This window comes from Halioglobus sp. HI00S01 (assembly GCF_001635445.1).
GTDB lineage: Bacteria > Pseudomonadota > Gammaproteobacteria > Pseudomonadales > Halieaceae > Halioglobus > Halioglobus japonicus.
This window is the reverse complement of the sequence record NZ_LWEE01000062.1, coordinates 339,745-359,568: the sequence shown is the minus strand read 5'-3', so window position 1 is coordinate 359,568 and position 19,824 is coordinate 339,745. Positions and strand designations below refer to the sequence as shown.

Genomic DNA, 19,824 nt, shown 5'->3' with positions numbered 1-19,824 from the left:
TTAAACGACTAACGATGGCAAAAGAAATCAGGAGCACCAGTAATATTTGTAATCCCCCAGGCCACGTCGAGCTAAATTGATGCGGCATAAGCTACAACTCCTCAAGGAAGTGGGTGCGAATGCGAGCTGTCCATCGCGCATGACTTCCTTCTATGTGATCAAAATAATTGACTGTCGCGAGGAACGCGCCTCCGCCCGAGTCCTTCCAGCGAGGATCTAAAGCATCTGGCCCTTCGTCTAAGTCATCGAACTCCATGTGGTCAAAACCGCTCCGCAGAAGCGCCAGCTGTCTGGCAACCTCAGCCTTCGCTTTTTTTAAACAGCAGAAGGCCTGGGGATAACTCCCGTTTTGTGTGTCTTCGGCAACGAATATTTCCAATTTACCCTCTCTGCCACCTGAGCCTGAAGCCTTCATGGATCAACCACCGGTTCGTTAATATAAACTCGAGATAATCTTACTCTAAATTATTGCCAATTTACGTCGACCCCATAGTCGCAAGTCGTCGATTTTTAACCTTTCGCGACAAAAACACCGTTACACGAGGAAGACGGCGCCACAAAGAATGGCAAACGGCACCAGCGCCATGATGGCCATTGTAGATTTGCCGCTAAACGCCAGATGGCAAATCACCGACGCCGCTGACGCCAACAAAAAATACGGGCGGAACCCGCTATCGAGGTGTCCGCCAAGAACAAAGGCTAGACCAAACAAAAATGCAAAGGGAATTGATATCAATGCCCAAAGTGCCAGCGTGTCGCCATGGTCCAGGTACCGGCCCAGCAATGTTCCCCGCACCCGCCTACGAAAAGGGTCGTCCCAGTGCGTATCCCTGCGAGCCTGGCGCTCATCGCTTTCATAGTCAGACATTCGCTAATCTCCTTTTCGCTTCAACATCAGTCCGGAATTGATTTCGGCGAAATATTTATTCGTGAGCTCCGGCGCCTCAACTGGCGGTATTGCATTAAGACGGTCGCGGTCACCCCCAACAGCCGTAGCGCATTCCATCGCCAGCTTAAGATTCGCTTCGTACAGAAACTGGCTCGCGTAGCTTCGATCACCGGAAATGAAGTTTATCGGCCTCGGGATATAGCGCTGGATGCACTTTGCAAGATCGCGGTCTTGAGGCCCAATCATGATCAGCCGCTCTTGTACACGCGTCATCGCAACATAAAACAGTCGACGTTCGCTCTCCAGATCGACGACAGACCCGTCCTTCACGTATGGAAACAGACCTTCGGAAAGCGCCGGCATCACTACAATTGGCCACTCGAGCCCCTTGCTGCGATGAATTGACGTGATCGTAATGCAATCCTCGCTCTCGTCAGGCGGCTCCTCAGAGACTCTTTCTTCGTAAAAATCAAGAACGAAGTCAGCGGTAGCGCCCTGCCGCTTACAAAACGATACGAACGATTCAATGACGGCAATGCTCTCTTTTGCATCGTTTGACCGAGCGGCCATCTTTTCTATTTGGTTAAAGCAGTCGGTGTGGTGAAGAAAGCTTCTGAATATCTTGCTCACGTCGCGCTCTTTGGCAGCGTGCAGCATCTCGAACATCTTAAGCTTCACGGCAAGCCGATCCGCGGCAAAGTCCGGTACCTGTTGGCTAACATTCCTGATACCGCCTCGAAACCCATTCTCTCGCTCACTGGCCCCGCGCTGGGCGATGTCTTCGACCATGATCTGCGCAATGCCGGGATGCGGCAGCGACAGGAAAGCTTCCAGCATTTTCACCTTCACATCATCCGGCAGTGTCCATATACGTCCGGTCACGATGTATAACACCGCGATCAACGAGCGGATCTCTGGCAACACCAATACGCCAAGCGATCCATCGATTCTAAATGGAATATTTCTTTGGAGCAGGAGCAGTTCCGTAGCGCAAGTCACTGAAAAAACGCGCGCTAGAATTGCGATGTCACTATATGAGCCGCCATTTGATACGTGATCATCCACCATGCTGATTAGCTTCTTTTCATCAGCCGGTACGTTTTCATCAGAAATGTCATCAACCCAAAGCTCTATTTTTGAAGATGGCGTGCCTGGACCTGATATACACATTTTGGGAACGCGATTGTGGTTGTTATGAATCACATTGTTGGCTGCCAGAGATACAGCATGTCCGTAACGGAAGGTTCTGGTGAGAGTGAACGTTTCCGCGTTCCTAAAGCGCTGATCGAATCCCGAAATCAAATACTCCGGGGAAGAACCCCGGAAGCCGTAGATCGTCTGATCGTCGTCCCCTACCACTGTGACAAAGGCTCGATCACCTGCCAGATACTGGATCAGCTCCTGGCTAATTGCGTTGATATCCTGGTACTCGTCTACCATAAGGTGAGACAGCCGATTCATGACCAGATCACGAGCTTTCTTGGAGGCCCTGAGAACCATGACCGGCTCATATATCTGATCGGAAAAGAAGCGAAGCTTTTCACGCTCGCAATACTGAGCCAATGCATCGTATCCCGCGATAAATGGCAAGAAGTCCTTATTCCATGACGAATTACGAAACGCATCTTCAGGATGGCTGGTGCCAGACTTAACCAGGTCGCAGAACGCGAGGAAGTCCTCAGGCACTGTTTTGCGATACGGGTTACACGGGGAGCTCTTTGGGTTAGGAACGACTTCTAGCAGAACGTCCCGCGCGATCTTGTACGCCCAACCGTCGCTGTCTATGAGGCGCTTTTTCGCCATGAGCCCGTTATTGGACAAAAGCGTACAAAGCCTATTCCCCAGCGAATTGTATGTCCGTATTTGCGGAAGCTCGTCACTGCACCCAAACTGCTGAAGCATCCTTTGCGTGAAGTCCACCTGCGCGCTTTTATTGAACATCATCACCATAGTGGCGCGCATATCAACGCCGTTCTCCCGGAGGTAGTGTAGGCGCCAACCCAGCGTCCACGACTTACCGGCGCCGGCGACGGCCGCCACCTTGATGTGTGTGTTGACCGGAGCTTCTATGATCCCGCGCTGCTCGGGCGTAGCTTTATCGTACAACCGTCAACTCTCCAATAAAAACATGTGCATATGCCTCTCAGGACTCCATCAGCGCGTAGAGTCTCAATAGTGCGCCAGTCAACGCCTAAAAACCATTTAAAAACCGTAGATTTAAAGAAAACCGCTTGCCAACTCTGTGTGATCTAAGGCCAAATCTAAAAATGAGACTGTTTTCGAGAAAAGCGGGGAAATCTGGCGAGGATGGCGATGTGGACGACGACTATCCGTACGTCTTCCTGTTTTTAAATCATGAGCTTTTGAGAGATCTCGACGCAGACGATCCGATGCATGAGCAGTATCAATTGATCAGCGCAACACATGTACCGACCACCCGGAAGCAGCGGGGAAGGGCAGAGGTCGACGCCCTCCGCATGGAGCGGAGGGTTAAGGCATGCAAGCTCCTCCATATGAACGGGTGCTACGAAGAGGTTGCCAGGGTATATGCACCTACTGTCGAGCACGCCTGCCTATTGGCTACGTCATTTGGTACGCCGTGGTGGCAATCGATAGAAAAGAATGCTGCAAAAGACGTCAAAATAGTCCATCCGGCTCATAGAGATATCGGCGACTTCGATCTTGTCAGGACATATGAAACGATGTTGCTGAAGATGCCGTTGGGATATATCGACTTAGGAGAGGGGAAGTACATTGACGGCCTACCATGAAGCTGTGCCGCCCGATGCTGCTCTTGTCGGTAGGTCGCGATTCCAAACTCTGGTTGAGAGAGGTCTGCTGTCATCGGTCACGCTAACACTGATTAGCACTGCTGACTATATCGTCAGCGGGGTCATACAGGGAGCATCCCAATCTAAAGTAGCAGTCTTGTGCAACGATCAAAAGAAACCCCGATCGTTGAGAAACGCAGATACAGCTCACAACTTGGTGCAGCAGCTAGGTGTTAAAGAATATTGGGTCATCGCACCGTCTGCGAATAGAAATCCCAAGGCTGACACCGCCGCGAGGCAGCGGGCGACAAAGGTTAGGACAGAGCGCCGGCGAGAGGCGAGGCGCGACTCTAAAACGTTTTATCAATGTGCGCTGCAGGCCTTCGGCGCCAGGCGGCACAGTGAATTCGTCGCGCGGCTGAAGGAACTGCACCCGCAAGAGCCAGGCTGGAGCGTAGCTGATTGGCAAGCACAGGCAGGATTTGTTTTGTGGCTAAGCAGCGTAGATGAAGGGAGTTTTGGGTACGGTATCCATAGCGAAAAGTCGGCCGCATATTTGTTTTTCCAGTGCTACGGTCCATTTGACACCATGGAGGACGCAGAGCTGGAGATTGCAAAATACAGCTACCTGAATACATCCGGCTTCCGCGACGCTATAGAGGATGAAATTAGGCTATTCGTCTTTCAGAAAGCGACAGGAAAGCTAAGCTACTTCGGAGGGCGCAAGAATGGGTAATTTCACTGGAGTTATCAGACGGTTTCTGGCTATTGCCACTGCTGCTAGCGTTTTTGGTTGCGGCATTGCTGTGGCGCAGGAGGACGCTATCGATGGTGCGGCGATAGAAAATGCAGAGCCATCGGCGACCGCAAGCAGTCCAAAGCGTGAAAAAGGGCTCGGACATAAGATACTTCGGACCCTGGGGGTGACGGGGCCGAAACCCAACGAAGAAGGCAGGTCTGTTTGTCTTGGTGGTTATCGCTATATTTATTCGACGGAGGGGAAAATTGTTCTGACAGGCGAAGGTGCCGCCAGATTGCGCGACCGGATGAACATCGTGCCCGTTAAAGAGAACGAAGCCCTGCGGGTATTCGGTGAAGACCGCCAAGCCATCATCGAAGACGTGACCCAAATAGACGCAGCGAAAGCGGGCAAAAGAATTCAGAGCAACCGAGTTGTGGGGACGCTGGAAGCGGGCCCGGCTAAAGCGAGCATTGAGAAAGCTCTACCAGAGGCCTCAATCCAGTGGGATGCAGTGCCAGCCGCGCTCGCCGACCCAAGGACAATCTACGCATCAGACGTCTTCGATTTTTTAGCTCAAGCGCTCGCAGGGCAGAGGCTCGTGATATCGGAAGGACCCCAACAGGGACGCTATAGAGTCACTGAGCCCAAGTAATACGGAATACAATCATAGCCCAAGGTCAGGCCTTGATTGAATTCGCATATCGCCGCCCGGGCTGTCCGACAGACCGGTCGGCAACATGACCCCCGGCTGATCGGCTAGATACGTAGCAGCCGCCGCTGACTCCTTTATTCGCACCGCTTTCTCGACTACGTCCCGGTCTCGTGCGCTCACGCCATGTTTATCAAAAAGCGTTGGCATTTGAGACACGGCGTCTAACACTTGATGTGCCATCTTAAGGCCCGCCTTTTCGTTGATGCCAATCCGGGCAGACAGTTCGCGAACAAAGTCCCCGTCCAGCGAAACCAGGCTAGCAATCGCCGCATCGGCAAGTGAAACATCAAAAGCTGCATCGTCATCCGGTGAGGGCAGGACATGGAAAAGTGGAGATAATCTCCACTTTCCTCCTCCGGAATCAAACATCTCGATATTCTGAAGGCCGTTGTTGACATGGGTAGTCGCCACATCGAACACAGACCTTCTAAACAGCTCGTGAAGATCAGAGACAGGATCATCTGAGTATGCCTTAATAGCCTCAACAACGTGGGCAATTGTTGCTCCACGCCCACGAATCGGCGGCAGACCCATTTCATCAAAAAATGTTTCGTCGGAAAGCAGCACGGACATTGAAACACGATTGTGCTTGATAATCCGGTGGGTTGGGGCGCCGCCATTGACTCGCTGATCGGATCGCGCGTAGTTTAAGGAAAAGAGAACGTCTTCGCCGCACTCAAGCGTCTTCGCAAAGGCGCCCGCTGCGCTGATGCCACCAAGCGTGGCCGCCTCAGCCAACGCAGCAGAAATACGCGCATCGTTGAATTTTCCGGTGCTATTTAATTTCACAACGTATCGCTGGGTTGCGTCACCGTCCGCGAACAAAACATCGATCTTAGGCTTTCCGCCAGGATGTAAGCAAAGCGGAGCCCGTAATTCAGAAAAGCTGGGGCTGACAGATCCGCCAGACTGCAAAGTCCTTATCGTGGTGACCAGGTGCGAAAGTGTTTTCATATCCCGGATCGGCGCGTTTCGCTGGTCGAGCTGAGCGTTAAGCTGTGGCGCCCCAAAATCACCTATAGCGAGCGTTGTCGCCCACAACCTTTCAACTTCCGCAAGCTCTTTCCAGACGGGGTCAAGTTGCGAAATCATCGCACTGGAGAAATCTCCCGGTAAAAATTGTGTGAAGTAAGCCGGCAGACCACCCGTGGAGCTTTTGCAAAGATGGTAGCCGTCATTGACTTGCGGTTTTAAATTCGCGGGATCGATAGCCGGACCGCGGTAGTGGTCATCGTAGATGAAGCCTACTGTCCACGCGTTGGTGCTACCAAGCCTCCTCTGCTCAAAAACCAGAGACCCCACGCCGTTGTAACTCTGTGTCGCGTTATTCCACATGTTCACGCGGATGAAATTCTGCGTCAGGACCTCGGCTTCGTCAGTCATCGCCCGCCATCTCGCGCGCAGCCTTCATTTCAAGCGCATGAGCCGCATCCCGCATCGCGGTTTTAGTTTCAGATGCCAGTCTATCCCCCAGCAGATGCAGGTATCTCATCGAAGTGGAGCTCCCGGCGTATGTGACGAGCGCCACTTTATCCAGCACCCCCATCCGGGCCCAGACGGCAAAGTAAACACCGGCTGCGACCTTTGTATCACCATCTTCTATACGTCTGATCCGCTGCCGATGGACAGGCTCACCCAGATAATGGCTTAGTTCTTTCGCCAGCGCGTCGCGGCTCTTCTCGTCTCTTGGCTGGGATGACCTAAAAAATCGGATGGAATCACCTATCGATTGCAGAAGGTTGGCCGGATGCCGTTCAAAAGGATCCGGCTCTTCGGCAAAAATGTTTTCAATGTCCGGGTCTTCGTTTTCCATCGTCGTAGGTTTACCTACGGAAAGCGCACGGGCAAGCAAAAAAGCCGAGATTCCAATAAGAAACGCGGAAAATGGCTCGGGACGGGGCGCGAAAGGGCCCCGCCAATCATTGCCTTGCTTGTGATATAATCAACAATATCTTGTCAGGCCATTCTAATGACCCTCCACCATGGCCTCGCAAGAAAACACAAAAGAGTTGTGTTTTCGTTGAAAGTCGCGCTAGACTGCTGGACGGAACTGGGACGGTCCGTTAACAGAACGTTAAATGCCGAAATGAGGGAGAAAAAGCCCCGATCGGTATCATGTGAAGGGAAGCGCGGAGAACCAGAGTACGATGAATAATAGGAACACACAGTTGAGTAGCAAGCGTGGCGATATGCAGCTGATACAGGCGATATCAGGACATGAACGGCCCTCGCACGAAGTTGTTGCCAACCTAAATTCTACGGATTTAAAAAGCTTGGAAGTCCTTGCGGCTGAAATAGGTATCTCAGTCGGCGAGTTGGGGTCCAAGTTATTAAGCCAAGGGATCGAAGATTTAATACCGGCTATGCCCGGAATTCTGCGGAATCCGGATAGGTACCGCGAATTCGAGCGTTCGCTCATTGACGCCGTCGGATATTTTCAGTTCCTGAAGCTCTATCCCATACTAGATTTCCAGACTGCTACGAACCTTGCAACGCACGGTGAAGTGATTGGCGAGGATGGCCGAAGTCGTTTCGGCGATTGGAATTACACAATGGGCGAGCTAAAGATCATGCATCCTGGAACTACCGATGCGATCGTTCGATTCCCGCAAAACCTTAAGCCTCGGTCAGATGCCGATGCTAGTTGGACTGTGTGGCGCGGCCGCCGAGTTCAGCTTATGTACCTCGAAGCTATCGAAGGCGATTCATTCCTTGAGTGTATCGCGTCTTCACAGATGCTGAGCGTGAACGGTCAGTTTTTCCGGAAGAACACGGTTGAAGGGAGTTCTCCGTCGCGTAAGTATATTGACGGGATCGAAGGATTTGCGAACACTGCGGCCGAGGCGATCAGTAAATCTGAATACATGCGCGTTGACGATCCCGATAGCCTGTCACCCTCAATACTCATCTTCCCAAGTGCGTTTAATCACGCGGAGAGGGATGGAGAGGAGTGGGTGGTCGGAAAGAATCGCATAAAGTTCTTCAACGCCACGGAAATTATTATGGGCATCGGTGAGTGATATGCGCCGATTCCATTCGCCTCGCCAGAAAACCCTGCATGAAGCGCTCTACGCCCACATGCAGGCGGGGCAGCCAGAGGAAGCCTCATACCAGATAACCCCGTCCGCTAACGAGATAATTCGGCTGGCTGCGCAGGCGATAGAAGAGGGGGGGACAGGCGCAGACATAAGCGTATCCGAGTTGGCATCGGAAATACTCGCTCGGCAGATACACAAGCTACGAGACAGAACGATGCGCTTCCAGATTTCACTTGAAGATCGGTCAGAGCTCTACGCAAAAATGTGCCCTAGCGAGCCTGAATTCACTCGTAAAATGGACGGGCTTGTCACAAACTTTGTCCCGCGAGCACTCTCTGAATTGTCCCACATGGATCTGTTGGAGCATGCGCGCGCGAGTCTTGGACTGCGTTATAATTCCTATAGAGCGTTCCAGCTAATGAGTTTCGTGGACCAGGCAGAGACCATTGAGGTTGTATTTTATGCCGACCGGCAGCGGGGGCCGGACCGAATACGCGCCTGGATGAGTTCTGGCAACTCTATTAAATACGTGTCAGCGGAAAGCACGAGCCTGCTCAATAAACAAGTACCAAGGCTCGGGTTGTTTGCAGGCATCGATGATGCGCGTAGTATTGAGATACTCCATGACGGCGTAAGCTACACTCAATGGGCTGCTGACCAGGTGTTGTAGGGGGTTAAGCACTAAAAATGAGCGACAACGTATTAAAACTTGCGCCGGCGTTACAAGAATGGGTTGGTGACGCACACCATCGCTGTGAGGAATGTGAGCCGGCGCACTTAACGCAGACAGAATCGGAGGCTGGGGCTCGAGAGTTCCTGTTCGAGCCGAGAAAGCGAGGCCGTACGAAAGAAGCGCCAAAATGCACCGGCTGCGGTACTTGTGGACCGCTTCTTCCGCGCCCGGGTGTCACTGCCTGCTTCCCAGTGGATTTGGATCCTTTTAATTCGTCGAATGAGACACTCCGGGGGCGCGCGGCGCTCACAGATTTCATCGTAGCGAAGCGCGTTGGCCCCCACACTTATTCGGTATTTTTAGATGAGGAAGTGCCGGTTGAAGCCTACGTTGGAGATCTGCTGTATCTCGTAACCAACAGCCAGGCGCTCGCTTTCCCAATAGATCGACCGCTTTTAAAAAAACTGATTTCAAAAGGCCGCCTAACAATCAGCCCGTGGTCCAAGTTCGATGCGGACACCGGTTCCCCGGCGCCGACAAATGGGCTGGAGATAACGCTCATTCTGGAGTATCAGTAGGTTTGACCTACCGGCCACGATTTGCACGGTCAAGGAAGGAAGATGCGAGGTTTAATGGGGTTCCCACGAAAACCGCTGATCCGTTGTCGATGACAGCCGACGGCATAGAGTCACAAATCGATGATTCAGGTAACTGTGCAAACACCGGAATTCCAGATTCCGCCGCTTTCACGCATCCTTGGGCGCCATCGTCGTCCATGCCACTGAAAATAATAACCCCCTTCCCCGGCAGGTCTGCATCAAGCCATTTATATATCATTTGATTGATGTTCGGCGTATAACCGCCGCTGTAGGCGGCGTTTGAAAGAGTGACCCTCCCGGCCAGGCCAAACTCCAGCTGAGCATGCGGCGGCGCAATCAAGACATCGTTTGGGCGCAGCTGCTTGACGCCCCTTGCAAACGATACGTTCAGTGCTGGATTGGCGTTTTGCAGGTCGCTTAGGTGAAAATGGTCACCAAGGCGCGTGTGCTGGCCGATGATGAACGCTGCGTTGTGCCCGTTTCCAATGCCGGCCAAAAAGGTTCTTAAAGCCGGTCCGCCGCCGGTGCTAGCCCCCAGTATCCAGACCGAGGATACGTCCGACCAGCTCGCGCCGGCCTGTTCATAGGCTGGCTTTTTTAGTGCGCTGTCTAACTGCCTCAACAAGCCCTCGCACCATGTATCAAAGTGGGGGTCCACGCCGGGGACGGGCAGGTTGTCGGCAGGCAGCAAATACTTATCCGATTTTGCAAGAATATCAAAAAGTTCATCATGGCCTGCGTCGAACACCCAGGCGTCAATGTTGTCGCACGCCGCCAGCTCCTGTATTACAGATTCGTGGCCTACAGTAATGCAGTCGTAATCAAATGCGCGAAGAACGTTATGTAGCGCCTCGCGACATTTCCTGTCCCCCAAAACTAGGCCTATCAGCAACGGTTACCCCCCTCTGTCAAACACGCGTGAATTTTTGACTACGCCGCGACACGCTGCCGCAAACTGCATTTGATCGCGCGCGAAACGTGAAAAGTACATATTTATTGCTTGTCATACAATTTTTAACGCGAAAAATCTAGAAAATAGCATCTTTTCAATTGCACAATGCTGGCTCGTATTTAATGATACTTGCAACCTGTACAAAGCTGCTTAGGTTTATGGCCGAAGAAATTAACAAGGTATCAAAGGGGAAGGGGAAGGCCGGAGCGTCCTCGGGCCGGGGCTATGAACCCGAGGGCGCTGCGTTGTCGAAATCTACCCTACCGCCGCAAAGTTACGGCAACAAAAGGTTTGGAGAAACCAATCAATCTGTCGCCAGGCGAATGGTTGGTGTGGCTCTTGCCAGCGGTATGCTCCCGCTCCAGATAACCCAGCTTCAACAAAAAGCTAATTAATTCTACGTCTTAGTTCATCACAGAGGACCTCTAATGAAGAAAAGCATTGCGCAACGCACAGTTTTGTCCGCGGCTGTCGCGGCGGCACTGATGCCGCAGATTTCGATGGCCCAGGAAGGCTTGTCGATCAAAGACATTATCGTCACGGCACAAAAGCGCGCCGAGTCCGTGCAGGACGTATCGGCGGTGGTGAACGTTGTTGGTGAAGAGGCTCAGCGGACGTTCAATTACCAGACGTTTGAGGACGTTGAAAAGCTGACAGCTGGTGTAACCATCGGCGTGCAAAACGCCCGTACTGGCTTTATCTCCATCCGCGGTATCTCGACAGACCCGGAGTCCGGTGCAGTTGCAGCGGTAGACAGTTACTGGAACGGCGTTGTGGTTCGTCCAGACGACGTGTTCGGTACCATGTACGATCTATCCCGTGTTGAAATTCTGCGTGGTCCGCAAGGCACACTTCAGGGTGCAACCTCACCAGGTGGTGCGATCAATGTGATCACGCAGCGCCCGGAGGTCGATGGCGGCACATTGGGCTACGTGGAGACGACAGCGACCGACGACTCAAAAATGAATGTCCGAGGCGCCGTGGAAGGCACCCCAGTAGAAGGCACATTGGCGGCACGCCTTGCGTTTAACTATTCTACCGATGCAGGTGAATTTGAGAATTTTACCACCGGCCTTGATGACATTGATCGCGAAGACATTGGCTTCCGACTCTCAGCCACTTACACGCCGACGGACGCCCTTACCGGAACGTTCATCTACGAGCACATCGACAGATCCCAATACGATCCTCAAGCCGTGACAGGCATTGATTCGCTGTCAGCGCGCCCGACATTGAATCCTGATGATCGCACAGCGCTCGCCAGCGTCGACAACGATTTGACGTTTGATGGTTTCCTGTCGTACATGGAGTGGAACTACGAGTTCGGAAATCACACAATCACTTCAGTGACGTCTTTGTCTGATACAGATAAAGAAAGCACGGACGATGTGGATTACGCTGACTACGTTGTTAATCCACTTGCGAGCACATCACAGGTCGCTATCACAGAAACGGACACCATCATCCAGGAATTCCGTTTCGCAAATCAGGACGCTCAAGTTTGGGAATACATCGTCGGTCTGTACTATCGCAAGCAGGACACGGCAACGGACTTTTTCGTGGACACCACGCTGACTCCGCCGAATCCGACCATTAGCTTCCAAAGCTTCACTGACATTCCTGTAAATACGGAAGAGTACGCAATTTTCAACTCCAACACGCTGTATATCGGCGATAACACTCAGCTTGAAATCGGCCTTCGTTACACGACGTATGATCGATTCCGAGCCGCCGATAGCGAATTCAACGGACTGACCTATGTGCCTCCGGAATTCGAAGGTATTTCGGATCTGATTGAGCAGGGTCTGGCAGCAACCTTCCCTATTGAGGGCGTTGCACCAGAGTTCCAAGAAAGCGACGATGACGCGCTGACGGGGACGGTTCGTCTACGTCACTATTTGACAGAGGACATTAACCTGTACGCGGCGTACAACCGGGGCTATCGCCCAGGTGGTATCTCGATCATCCCGTCGCCCGAGGTTGAGATTCTTCCAAACGGCCAGGCTGATCTAACGTACGACGAAGAGATTAGCGACGCTTTCGAGATCGGATTTAAGTCCCGCCTTCTCGACGGTCGAGCCGAATTGAACGGCGCGCTGTTTTACCAGCAGTTCGATGGCTATTTCGGATTCGTTCGTGGCATTCAGGTAGAGAACCCTGAGACCGGTGTCGCCAGCGACCTGGCAGGTGGTCTCGTATACAACGGCGACGCGACCGTGCTTGGTGCAGAGCTCGAAGGTCGTATAGTTCTTACCGAGAATTGGGAAGCGGCAGGTGCGCTAGCCTTTGCACAAGGTGAGTGGGACGGCGCTTCAGCGCCCTGTAACGAGCGCGCGCCTGGGGAAGTCATCGGTTCGTGTGACATCGATGGTGAGGCGCTGGGCGAAGAGCCAGAGCTGTCGCTGTCTCTGTCCACGCAGTACACCTTGCCGTTGGAAAACGGTTCCGAGGCGTACTTTGCAGGACTGTATAAATACACAGACGAACGACCAAATGCGGACGCGAGCGCCGGCTTCTTTGGTGTCCGTGAAACGTATGATGAAACGCACATCGTAGACGCGTACGTAGGCTGGCGCAGCGCCGGCGGTGAATGGGACGTGTCGTTGTGGAGCAAGAACCTTTTGGACGATGATGCCATTGATCAGGAGCTTGGCCCGGACGAATATGACCTGGCGTACAGCGGCGGATCTTACCGTCAGTCTCGTCAAATCCCAGAGCGTTCATTCGGCATCACCGCACGATACCAATTCTAAGCTTGCGGGGCGCTCCCTCTGAAGGGGAGGGCATTGACCGCTGCCGTGCACTGCAGGGCAGCGGTTTTTTTTGCGTATAAAACCTTCGGTAGGAGCTTTCTGTTCAGCCAGCTGTTAAAGATGTGACATCAGGACATTGAAAAACGGGGCGTAGCCAGAAACCGGTTGTAGGCCTGGGCCGATATTTACAGTGCCGCCGCTGGGATTGGCGTTAAACGGAATAGGCGCGGCCTCCGAGAACTCGACCTCAACATAAAAGTCGTCTCGAGAAACGTGGACCGGATTTTCGAAAAGCAGTCTATTCACGCCCGGCTGTAGCCCGACCGAGAAAGTCTCTGTTGCCAGCGGTATTGCATTGCCGTCGCCGGCCCTTACCGAAATAGTAATGGAAGACGTCGTTTCTGCCAGAGCGATATCGATGCCATCTATGCGATGAAATGCGGGGCGGTTTTCGATTTTCGCTCCTGCAGCAATCGCTGTTATCCAGCCAAAAGATAGAGATGTGGCAGACATAATGTGGCCCTTACCGGCGTCGGCTGGCGCTGTATCCCACCCAGCAAGGAAGCGGTCCCCATCCTGGATAAACACAATTTCGTCCTTTGTCGCCGAGGGGCCAGTGACTTCTATCGGTTGCAGATGTTGAAATCGCGCTGCTCGAGCAATTGCCGCGCTATTGAAAGTAATACGCCGGTCGCCTGTGTCGTAACCAAATAGGCCAATCGGGGAGCCGGATTCAAAATGCTCGGACACAAAATGGGAACTCGATACGATCGTCGATAAAATGTGCTTTCCTTCATCGCTATCAACCTCGCTGAAGGTTGCGAAAACAGTCTTGTAGGTATCCAGATAGAGTAGGGCGGGGCGGTCGAGGTAAGAGATTCCCCTCGCATGCAATAACATCGGCGCCTGTTCTAGGCCCAAAAACCATTTCGAAACGGGGTGAAGCGTATGTTTAGCGCCCGGGCGCGTAAGAGACATTAGGGTGTGCACGGTTGGTCCTTTCCGGTCCCTGTACCAGTCAGGCAGCGCGAGTACGGAATGGGCGATCTCGTGCGCGATGAGCCCCCCACGGTACTCACCGTGATTGGTGGTCGCTGCATACACTGCCGACTCAATGGTTGTCCCATCCAGCTCGAAAGCGTGGTTGGTGGCGAAGGATGGCGCAGAGCCACTATCGTCATCATAAACAACTAGCAGTCTTGCTTCGTCGGCCTCTATCGATCCGTTGTCATCGAGATCGACGCATTTTGGAAGGCAGCTTTCGGCGATCGCATTGCGCAGAGCCTCGGCGAATGCTGTATTCCATTCGGCGGAGGATGCCGGTCGCTTGGCAAGCCGCGTTGCGACAACCGAATCTAAATTTCGTCCACCCCCAATTCGAGTCAGGCGAACATGCCCGTCCGTGACAGATTCAATATGATCGCCGACACTGCCAAATACAAGATGGTCCGCTTTTGCGGCCGTCATTGGGTCGACATCGTCTTCGAATGACAAGGCGACCACAAAGAATGTACTGTGCGTTGCCGCAGGCGTCCCGTGGTGATAGCCATCGCTGGCAAGGTGTGGCGCCCCCAAGATAGCCAGATTGTCAGCGGGCGCAAAGGAGGCGAACAAAGCGCCCATCAAGAACAAAGCGATTCGTGCATGAGGTCCAGGCAAAAATCGACCCTCGAAGAATATGCGTCCTGGAAAAGTACACTAGCACCGACATAAAGACAAAAGAGTTTTATAAAAATAGAGCCTTTTTTTTGGCCGGAACCCAGATTGCTCGGTATGATCGTCTGATGCAGCTACTAGGGATATCGAGGTTATGCGGGAAAAAACTGCCGTCATTATGACTATTCTGATGCTCGCAGTGTCACAGAAATCGTCAGCACTCGGGCCCTGGAACAGCGAGACCGAGGAGGAGTGCGAGGACTCTCAAACTGCAGAATTCACGATATTCATGCCTGCAGAACCAGTGATGGCCCCGGCCGCATCGGGCGTGGATTCCAATGAAATTAACGCCAATACAGAGGTTCGTGAATCTACGCAGTGCGTGTACTCGGCGGTGCCTGGACAACGATTCGCTGATGTTGTGCGGTCCTGGGCGACCAGCGAAAAGATCACCATGAACGCCGCAGGGCCGGACTATCTTTCAGACTTTTACTGCAGCGAAGGGACTTTGTACGACGCGATTTACGGTTTGGCGGCCGGCCTCAGCACTGAGGGAAGAAATATCACAGTAGTTCGATCGATCGACCTTAGTACAGGGACCGTCTCCATCGCGATCGAAGCTGGCTAGGAACAAAACGGTGCGCGCGAGAACTAGAGAGATCTCAAAGAGAGCGAGACCAACGCCGCCAGCTGTTTAGGAAGTGGCGATCCCTTGTGGGAGATCCGCGCGGGCTCTCTTGGTTCGATCAGACGCAGATCGAAGACACCATCCAGGATTTCATAGATATTTGAATGGGCGAACGGCCATACTATGGCGCAGCAAGCAGCCCTGGATCGCGAGGCGGAGTGGCAGCGCCGTAACAGGCAGACGCTTGCAAAGCGTTGATCGAACGTTAAGCCTCGGGGCCTTCGATGAAGCGTCCCGACGTTGTCCGCAGGAGCAGATCGCCGCTTTCTTCAACGCGGTACAAGCTCACCTCCTCGCCTTGCGAAAAACTAGAAACCGTAACTGGCGTGCCAATGTGCTTGCTGTCCGTGGCGCTTTGTGCGCGAATTGCGATGTTGGTGTCGAAGAATGAAATTGGAATCAGTGTGGACATGTTCAGCCCCTGGAAGTCCTTAACGAGAACCCACGATACCTAATATCGAAGGCAGTAGCCACGGCGACGGAAAACCATCGTTTTTTAGAGTAAGGCCGAATCTATTCGGTTATAATCCGTGAAAATAACATTATTACGGATAAATAAAGGGCCCTACTATGCCGAAAACCGGCCAGGCACGTGTGCCTACAGACGAAGAATGGCAACACGTATTCGATGTCATCCAGCAGCATCGCCATCCAGAAAAAAACACAGCGATCATGCAGATAAGCGCTAAGCTCGGATTGCGCGTCCAAGAAATTGCCCTCCTTCAAATCAAGGAAGTTGCCCGGCTTAAAAAAACACCGCCCGGGTTTACGTTGTTCGAGGTGATGGCTCTGCCGGCTGCGTACACAAAAGGCGCCAATGCCATGGGCCGGTCAAAATCGACGTACGCTCGACGCACCTTAAGCTTTTCCGTTGAAGAATTTGACCGGGTTGTCGGGCAGATTGCCGATCTAGCCAAGGCCGGTGTAGACATAGATCCAGCGCGCTTTTATCCGCCTGTTAAAAATCGTTCCGGCCAGTCTCGCGACTTACCGCTGGTAGACGAAGAATTAAGAGATGCACTTTTCGCTTATCTGGCACTCAGACTGGATAAGAACCCAAGCGCCAGGCCAACGGATCCCCTTTTTATTACACAGAAAGGCGGCCCCTACTCCCCAAACACTTTGCAAGAACACATGGCGCTGATACTCAGAGACTGGGCCGGAATAGAAAAAGCGAGCTCGCACAGTGGGCGGCGCTCAGTGATGACAAACATTATCCATAAGCAGAAGAAGCCACTAAAGGTGGCTCAAAAGGTGGCTGGGCACAAGTCTGCGAGTACTACGCTCATCTACGACGAACCGCCGGAAGAAGCGATTAGCGACGCATTGGCAAATCTTACCGAAAAATGAAGCTGACATATTAAGCCGCGATCCCTCAGCGATGTGCACAAATCTTGGCGTTAACCGCCCTGGCGCGGCAGTATCCAGGTTCCTTGGCCTTTAGTCATCATCAGCACAGGGATCGGATAATCCCCCGCAGGCTCAGAATCCAAAAACACCACTCCGAATTGCTTTATTGCGGAGAAATTCGTTGCGCGCGCTTCCACCAGCAGGTCGAGCCTTAATCCGTCTACCGTCAAAACCTCATAGAGCCGCACAATCGCAAGATCTACGATATTTCCTGAGGCTCCAGGGACGGGGATTCGGCCTCTACTACGCCAGGTGTCAACGCAGTCAGTCTTGGATACGGGTTTGATGTGTGATGGGAGTACGGCCATGCCAGGTATTATGCAGCCGCCCTCCCGTCGTAACCAAATGAGGCCCACACCTCTGCGTCAATGCTGAGCGGGCTGCATTCGCCTGTCGACAGGTCAAAAAAACCTCCATGCCGGTCAGCCTGGCCAGTGACAAGCAGATCGTATAGCCACGAGCCTGTGAAGGTTGACGCCCACTGGTTGATGAACAGACTCTGCTGACTCAGCGAATTCTCGATGGAACTGCAACCTATCGGCCTCTCATTAGCTTCTGCCTTTGCCTTCTCCTTTAGAGAGGCGTGGTACAAGTCATAGACGGACGGCAGGACAATCCTGCCGTGATCCATGAGGCCAGCTACCATTTGTCCCTCAGAGCCGCCCACGCCGATATCAAGCCACAGTGAAGAGCCGTAAGAGTTGGCCCATTGCTGCCCAAGCTTCACACGGTAGGCCGCGTTGTCTACGGCGGTAATGATGATGTCATGAGTCAGCTTGCTCGGTGCCTTTTCAGGGATATCTTCCCATTCCAAACCAGCGGATATGTTGTAGCGAGTTGCGAGAGCGGTAGCCTTGTTAAGGCCAATATCACACGGCCAGAATCGTTGCTTGCCAATATTGTGCGGCTCTACCGTGTCAGGATCATACAGCGTTACCGTAAAGCCCTGGTTACCGGTCCCACGTAGAACACTGTCTATCCGGTAAAGCATATCAGCGCATTCAGAGCCAGTGGCCCCGCACCCGACCAGCGCAACACTGAGTGATTCGTCCGATGCTAGAAAGGCGGGCAAAGTAAGTTTGTTCACAGAATATCTCCCAGACGCTTCTTGGCTGCAATAAGCTCACTGTTCGGGAATTTTTGTTTGGTCTGCACGCCACGCCAAAACATCAGGAGCCCCTTATCAGAGTCATCGCCACGGACGACCTTGTGAGATCCGTTACGGTGCGAGAATTGAGCGCCGAATAGGCATTCCTCGGCCTCTTCGCAATAGTGAACGTTGAAGGTTTTTGGCAGTACAGCACCTCCCAAGCACAAGGTGCCGTCTTCATCGATATTCCAGTATGGGGCATTATAGAGTGGCGTATTCTCAGACAGCGTGGTGCTCTTTACAGCAAACACCGACAAGGATCTGCACGCCTGCCAGACAAATACCAACCGGGGCTGGGGGGCATCGATAGCCTCTTTCCGGTGCCAGCAAACTCTCCGCTCCGTCTCCCTAACCCAAACAATTAGGTCATCATTGGCGGCCAGGATTTGGCGGTTAAGCAGCTTCTTGGCCTTGGAAGCGCTGTTCTCGCCGGATCGTGAGCCCAGGTTGGACAGCATCCGACCAAATTGCCGTATAGCTCGCTTAGACAGTAGTTTCGGTGCACCAAAGATATAGCCGCCGGAAGCGTTCTGCCTCAGTCTGTGTTTGGCTATCTGGCCGTCGTCGAAGATTACGATGCCGTGCATGGGCTTGGGCGGGCTGATGTTCACGCCCTGTACTAGGGTTGTGTGTCGTCTGGGTATCACAGTGCTTCTCCGTTGATTAAGGCCAACGTATCACTGTGTCGACAAATGCTCCTGTAGAGTAGAAAGCAGTGTCCGAGCGGCAGTCATAACAGCTATCGCCTCGCCGACAGCAGTTGGGTCATATGCGTCACTAGCGCAAAGGTAGTCCCCCACTACACCGTGGTGTTCGTCACCCGTACCCATATATCCCTCGTACGAGCGTTGCATCAGGTTCTGGCTGCACTCGAATCCAAGCATAGAGCTTCCGTGCCATGCGTGGCGGTCTCCCCACCCTTCTATGATCTGCAGGAGCACGGGCTTGTCGGTGCTGTCCAACCAGGCCAAGAGTGCGGCCGTATCCCCCTCCACAGGAAACCCCATTGAGCGCCACGCATCCGAGATCGAGAAGGACTCAGGTACAGAGAAGTTGTCCCCGAGACTCCGGTAGGACTCAATTGTGTCAATTAGCTCTCCCAGAGTGGGAACGTCCAAGTCGCTAAACGAGTAAGCGAGAGTTTCGATGGAGTAGAAGCCCCAGATAAGCTCTTCGACCTGTTCATCTTGTACTGACAGCTCGGTATCAATGGACCGTACAGCATCAAGGAACTCATCGGCTTCCATAGAAATGCCGTCCAGGCCGTGCATCTCCCAGAAGCCCATGAGGCCGGATGTATCACCCAGTGCCGAAACCAACTGGCACAGTGTTTTGTTTAAGTGGACAGAGGTATAATCCAGCGGCAGAACAACATTGAAGTCGCTTTCAATTACAAGCAGAGATTCAAATTGGTCAGTATAGCGGTTCCGACTGTTGCTGATGGACAGGCCGACCTCCCCTGCGTTCAACTTCACTCCCATACGGCGTGTAATTCCACTGAAACCGCGCCATATGCCGTTTGCGCTCTGGCGGTAGATCGACAGCTCGGTAGCGGCCAACCGCCGAAGAGGCGTCCCCCGCTGAGCTGCCGGATGATTCAGTAAGGCCTCAGGCAGACCGACCACAATATCGTTTAGCACTTTCTGTTCTGCGCCAAGCAGCATCGAATGGCGCAAATCATGGGTCTCCTGACCGAGCTCGAATCGGGGATATTGCATCATACTGGCGTCAACCCGAATGCTTCTGACATTGAAGCGGACTCGTCGCCGCCAAGGGCGACATCCAAGTCAC

General features: G+C 53.0%; 20 protein-coding genes. 9 read left to right on the top strand and 11 right to left on the bottom strand.

The window, feature by feature from the left end:
• Positions 1-91: 91 nt before the first annotated feature.
• From A3709_RS12205 to A3709_RS12195, 3 genes are all read right to left on the bottom strand, one after another.
• Positions 92-415 (bottom strand): hypothetical protein, encoded by a 324-nt coding sequence (locus A3709_RS12205; protein ID WP_066054822.1) that lies wholly within the window; start codon positions 413-415, stop codon positions 92-94.
• A 120-nt stretch (positions 416-535) separates the two neighbouring features.
• Complete coding sequence (locus A3709_RS12200; RefSeq protein ID WP_066054819.1) at positions 536-868, bottom strand: hypothetical protein; 333 nt, start codon at positions 866-868, stop codon at positions 536-538.
• 3 nt (positions 869-871) lie between these two features.
• On the bottom strand, positions 872-2,995 hold the full coding sequence (locus A3709_RS12195; RefSeq protein ID WP_066054816.1) for an ATP-dependent helicase: 2,124 nt from the start codon (positions 2,993-2,995) through the stop codon (positions 872-874).
• Between the two features lie 209 nt (positions 2,996-3,204).
• On the opposite strand from A3709_RS12195, the gene A3709_RS12190 reads away from it, so the two are divergent.
• From A3709_RS12190 to A3709_RS12180, 3 genes are read left to right on the top strand one after another with little or no spacing between them, the layout of a single operon-like run.
• Complete coding sequence (locus tag A3709_RS12190) at positions 3,205-3,660, top strand: hypothetical protein (protein ID WP_156507731.1); 456 nt, start codon at positions 3,205-3,207, stop codon at positions 3,658-3,660.
• On the top strand, positions 3,644-4,396 hold the full coding sequence (locus A3709_RS12185; protein ID WP_066054810.1) for a hypothetical protein: 753 nt from the start codon (positions 3,644-3,646) through the stop codon (positions 4,394-4,396). Before A3709_RS12190 ends, A3709_RS12185 begins: the two co-directional genes overlap by 17 nt.
• Positions 4,389-5,054: a hypothetical protein gene (locus A3709_RS12180; protein WP_066054807.1), complete on the top strand. Its 666-nt coding sequence runs from the start codon at positions 4,389-4,391 to the stop codon at positions 5,052-5,054. The genes A3709_RS12185 and A3709_RS12180 overlap by 8 nt, the downstream gene beginning before the upstream one ends.
• 12 nt (positions 5,055-5,066) lie before the next feature.
• On the opposite strand, the gene A3709_RS12175 is transcribed toward A3709_RS12180, so the two are convergent.
• Together A3709_RS12175 and A3709_RS12170 are read right to left on the bottom strand one after the other, a co-directional pair.
• Complete coding sequence (locus A3709_RS12175) at positions 5,067-6,497, bottom strand: HipA domain-containing protein (RefSeq protein ID WP_066054804.1); 1,431 nt, start codon at positions 6,495-6,497, stop codon at positions 5,067-5,069.
• Entirely contained in the window at positions 6,490-6,927 is a 438-nt protein-coding gene (locus tag A3709_RS12170) for a hypothetical protein (protein ID WP_066054801.1), read from the bottom strand. Before A3709_RS12170 ends, A3709_RS12175 begins: the two co-directional genes overlap by 8 nt.
• 355 nt (positions 6,928-7,282) lie before the next feature.
• Here A3709_RS12170 and A3709_RS12165 point away from each other — a divergent pair, with 355 nt between their 5' ends.
• Genes A3709_RS12165 through A3709_RS12155 form a run of 3 tightly spaced genes read left to right on the top strand, consistent with a single transcriptional unit; the run spans position 7,283 to position 9,403 of the window.
• Positions 7,283-8,134 (top strand): hypothetical protein, encoded by an 852-nt coding sequence (locus A3709_RS12165; RefSeq protein WP_156507730.1) that lies wholly within the window; start codon positions 7,283-7,285, stop codon positions 8,132-8,134.
• Positions 8,127-8,822: a hypothetical protein gene (locus tag A3709_RS12160; protein ID WP_156507729.1), complete on the top strand. Its 696-nt coding sequence runs from the start codon at positions 8,127-8,129 to the stop codon at positions 8,820-8,822. The genes A3709_RS12165 and A3709_RS12160 overlap by 8 nt, the downstream gene beginning before the upstream one ends.
• A 17-nt stretch (positions 8,823-8,839) precedes the next feature.
• Entirely contained in the window at positions 8,840-9,403 is a 564-nt protein-coding gene (locus A3709_RS12155) for a hypothetical protein (protein WP_066054792.1), read from the top strand.
• A gap of 7 nt (positions 9,404-9,410) precedes the next feature.
• On the opposite strand, the gene A3709_RS12150 is transcribed toward A3709_RS12155, so the two are convergent.
• On the bottom strand, positions 9,411-10,316 hold the full coding sequence (locus A3709_RS12150) for a chemotaxis protein CheB (protein ID WP_066054789.1): 906 nt from the start codon (positions 10,314-10,316) through the stop codon (positions 9,411-9,413).
• A gap of 488 nt (positions 10,317-10,804) precedes the next feature.
• Between A3709_RS12150 and A3709_RS12140 the strand changes: the two genes are divergently transcribed.
• Positions 10,805-13,129, top strand: coding sequence for a TonB-dependent receptor (locus A3709_RS12140; protein ID WP_066054783.1), 2,325 nt, complete (start codon positions 10,805-10,807; stop codon positions 13,127-13,129).
• A 114-nt stretch (positions 13,130-13,243) separates the two neighbouring features.
• Here A3709_RS12140 and A3709_RS12135 read toward each other — a convergent pair whose 3' ends face one another.
• Positions 13,244-14,761: a hypothetical protein gene (locus tag A3709_RS12135; RefSeq protein ID WP_156507728.1), complete on the bottom strand. Its 1,518-nt coding sequence runs from the start codon at positions 14,759-14,761 to the stop codon at positions 13,244-13,246.
• A gap of 178 nt (positions 14,762-14,939) precedes the next feature.
• Between A3709_RS12135 and A3709_RS12130 the strand changes: the two genes are divergently transcribed.
• Entirely contained in the window at positions 14,940-15,413 is a 474-nt protein-coding gene (locus A3709_RS12130; protein ID WP_066054777.1) for a hypothetical protein, read from the top strand.
• A 265-nt stretch (positions 15,414-15,678) separates the two neighbouring features.
• Here A3709_RS12130 and A3709_RS12125 read toward each other — a convergent pair whose 3' ends face one another.
• A complete protein-coding gene (locus A3709_RS12125) occupies positions 15,679-15,885 on the bottom strand; it encodes a hypothetical protein (protein WP_066054774.1) in 207 nt (68 codons plus the stop codon).
• Between the two features lie 158 nt (positions 15,886-16,043).
• On the opposite strand from A3709_RS12125, the gene A3709_RS12120 reads away from it, so the two are divergent.
• The gene (locus A3709_RS12120) at positions 16,044-16,823 is read left to right on the top strand and encodes a site-specific integrase (RefSeq protein WP_066054771.1); all 780 of its coding nucleotides are present in this window, start codon (positions 16,044-16,046) and stop codon (positions 16,821-16,823) included.
• 376 nt (positions 16,824-17,199) lie between these two features.
• Here the strand turns inward: A3709_RS12120 and A3709_RS12110 are convergent, their stop codons facing one another.
• The 3 genes from A3709_RS12110 to A3709_RS12100 form a co-directional block, all read right to left on the bottom strand.
• Complete coding sequence (locus tag A3709_RS12110) at positions 17,200-17,970, bottom strand: PRTRC system ThiF family protein (protein WP_066054765.1); 771 nt, start codon at positions 17,968-17,970, stop codon at positions 17,200-17,202.
• Positions 17,967-18,644, bottom strand: coding sequence for a hypothetical protein (locus A3709_RS12105; RefSeq protein WP_156507727.1), 678 nt, complete (start codon positions 18,642-18,644; stop codon positions 17,967-17,969). The genes A3709_RS12110 and A3709_RS12105 overlap by 4 nt, the downstream gene beginning before the upstream one ends.
• A gap of 66 nt (positions 18,645-18,710) precedes the next feature.
• Complete coding sequence (locus A3709_RS12100; RefSeq protein WP_066054759.1) at positions 18,711-19,754, bottom strand: hypothetical protein; 1,044 nt, start codon at positions 19,752-19,754, stop codon at positions 18,711-18,713.
• Positions 19,755-19,824 lie beyond the last annotated feature (70 nt).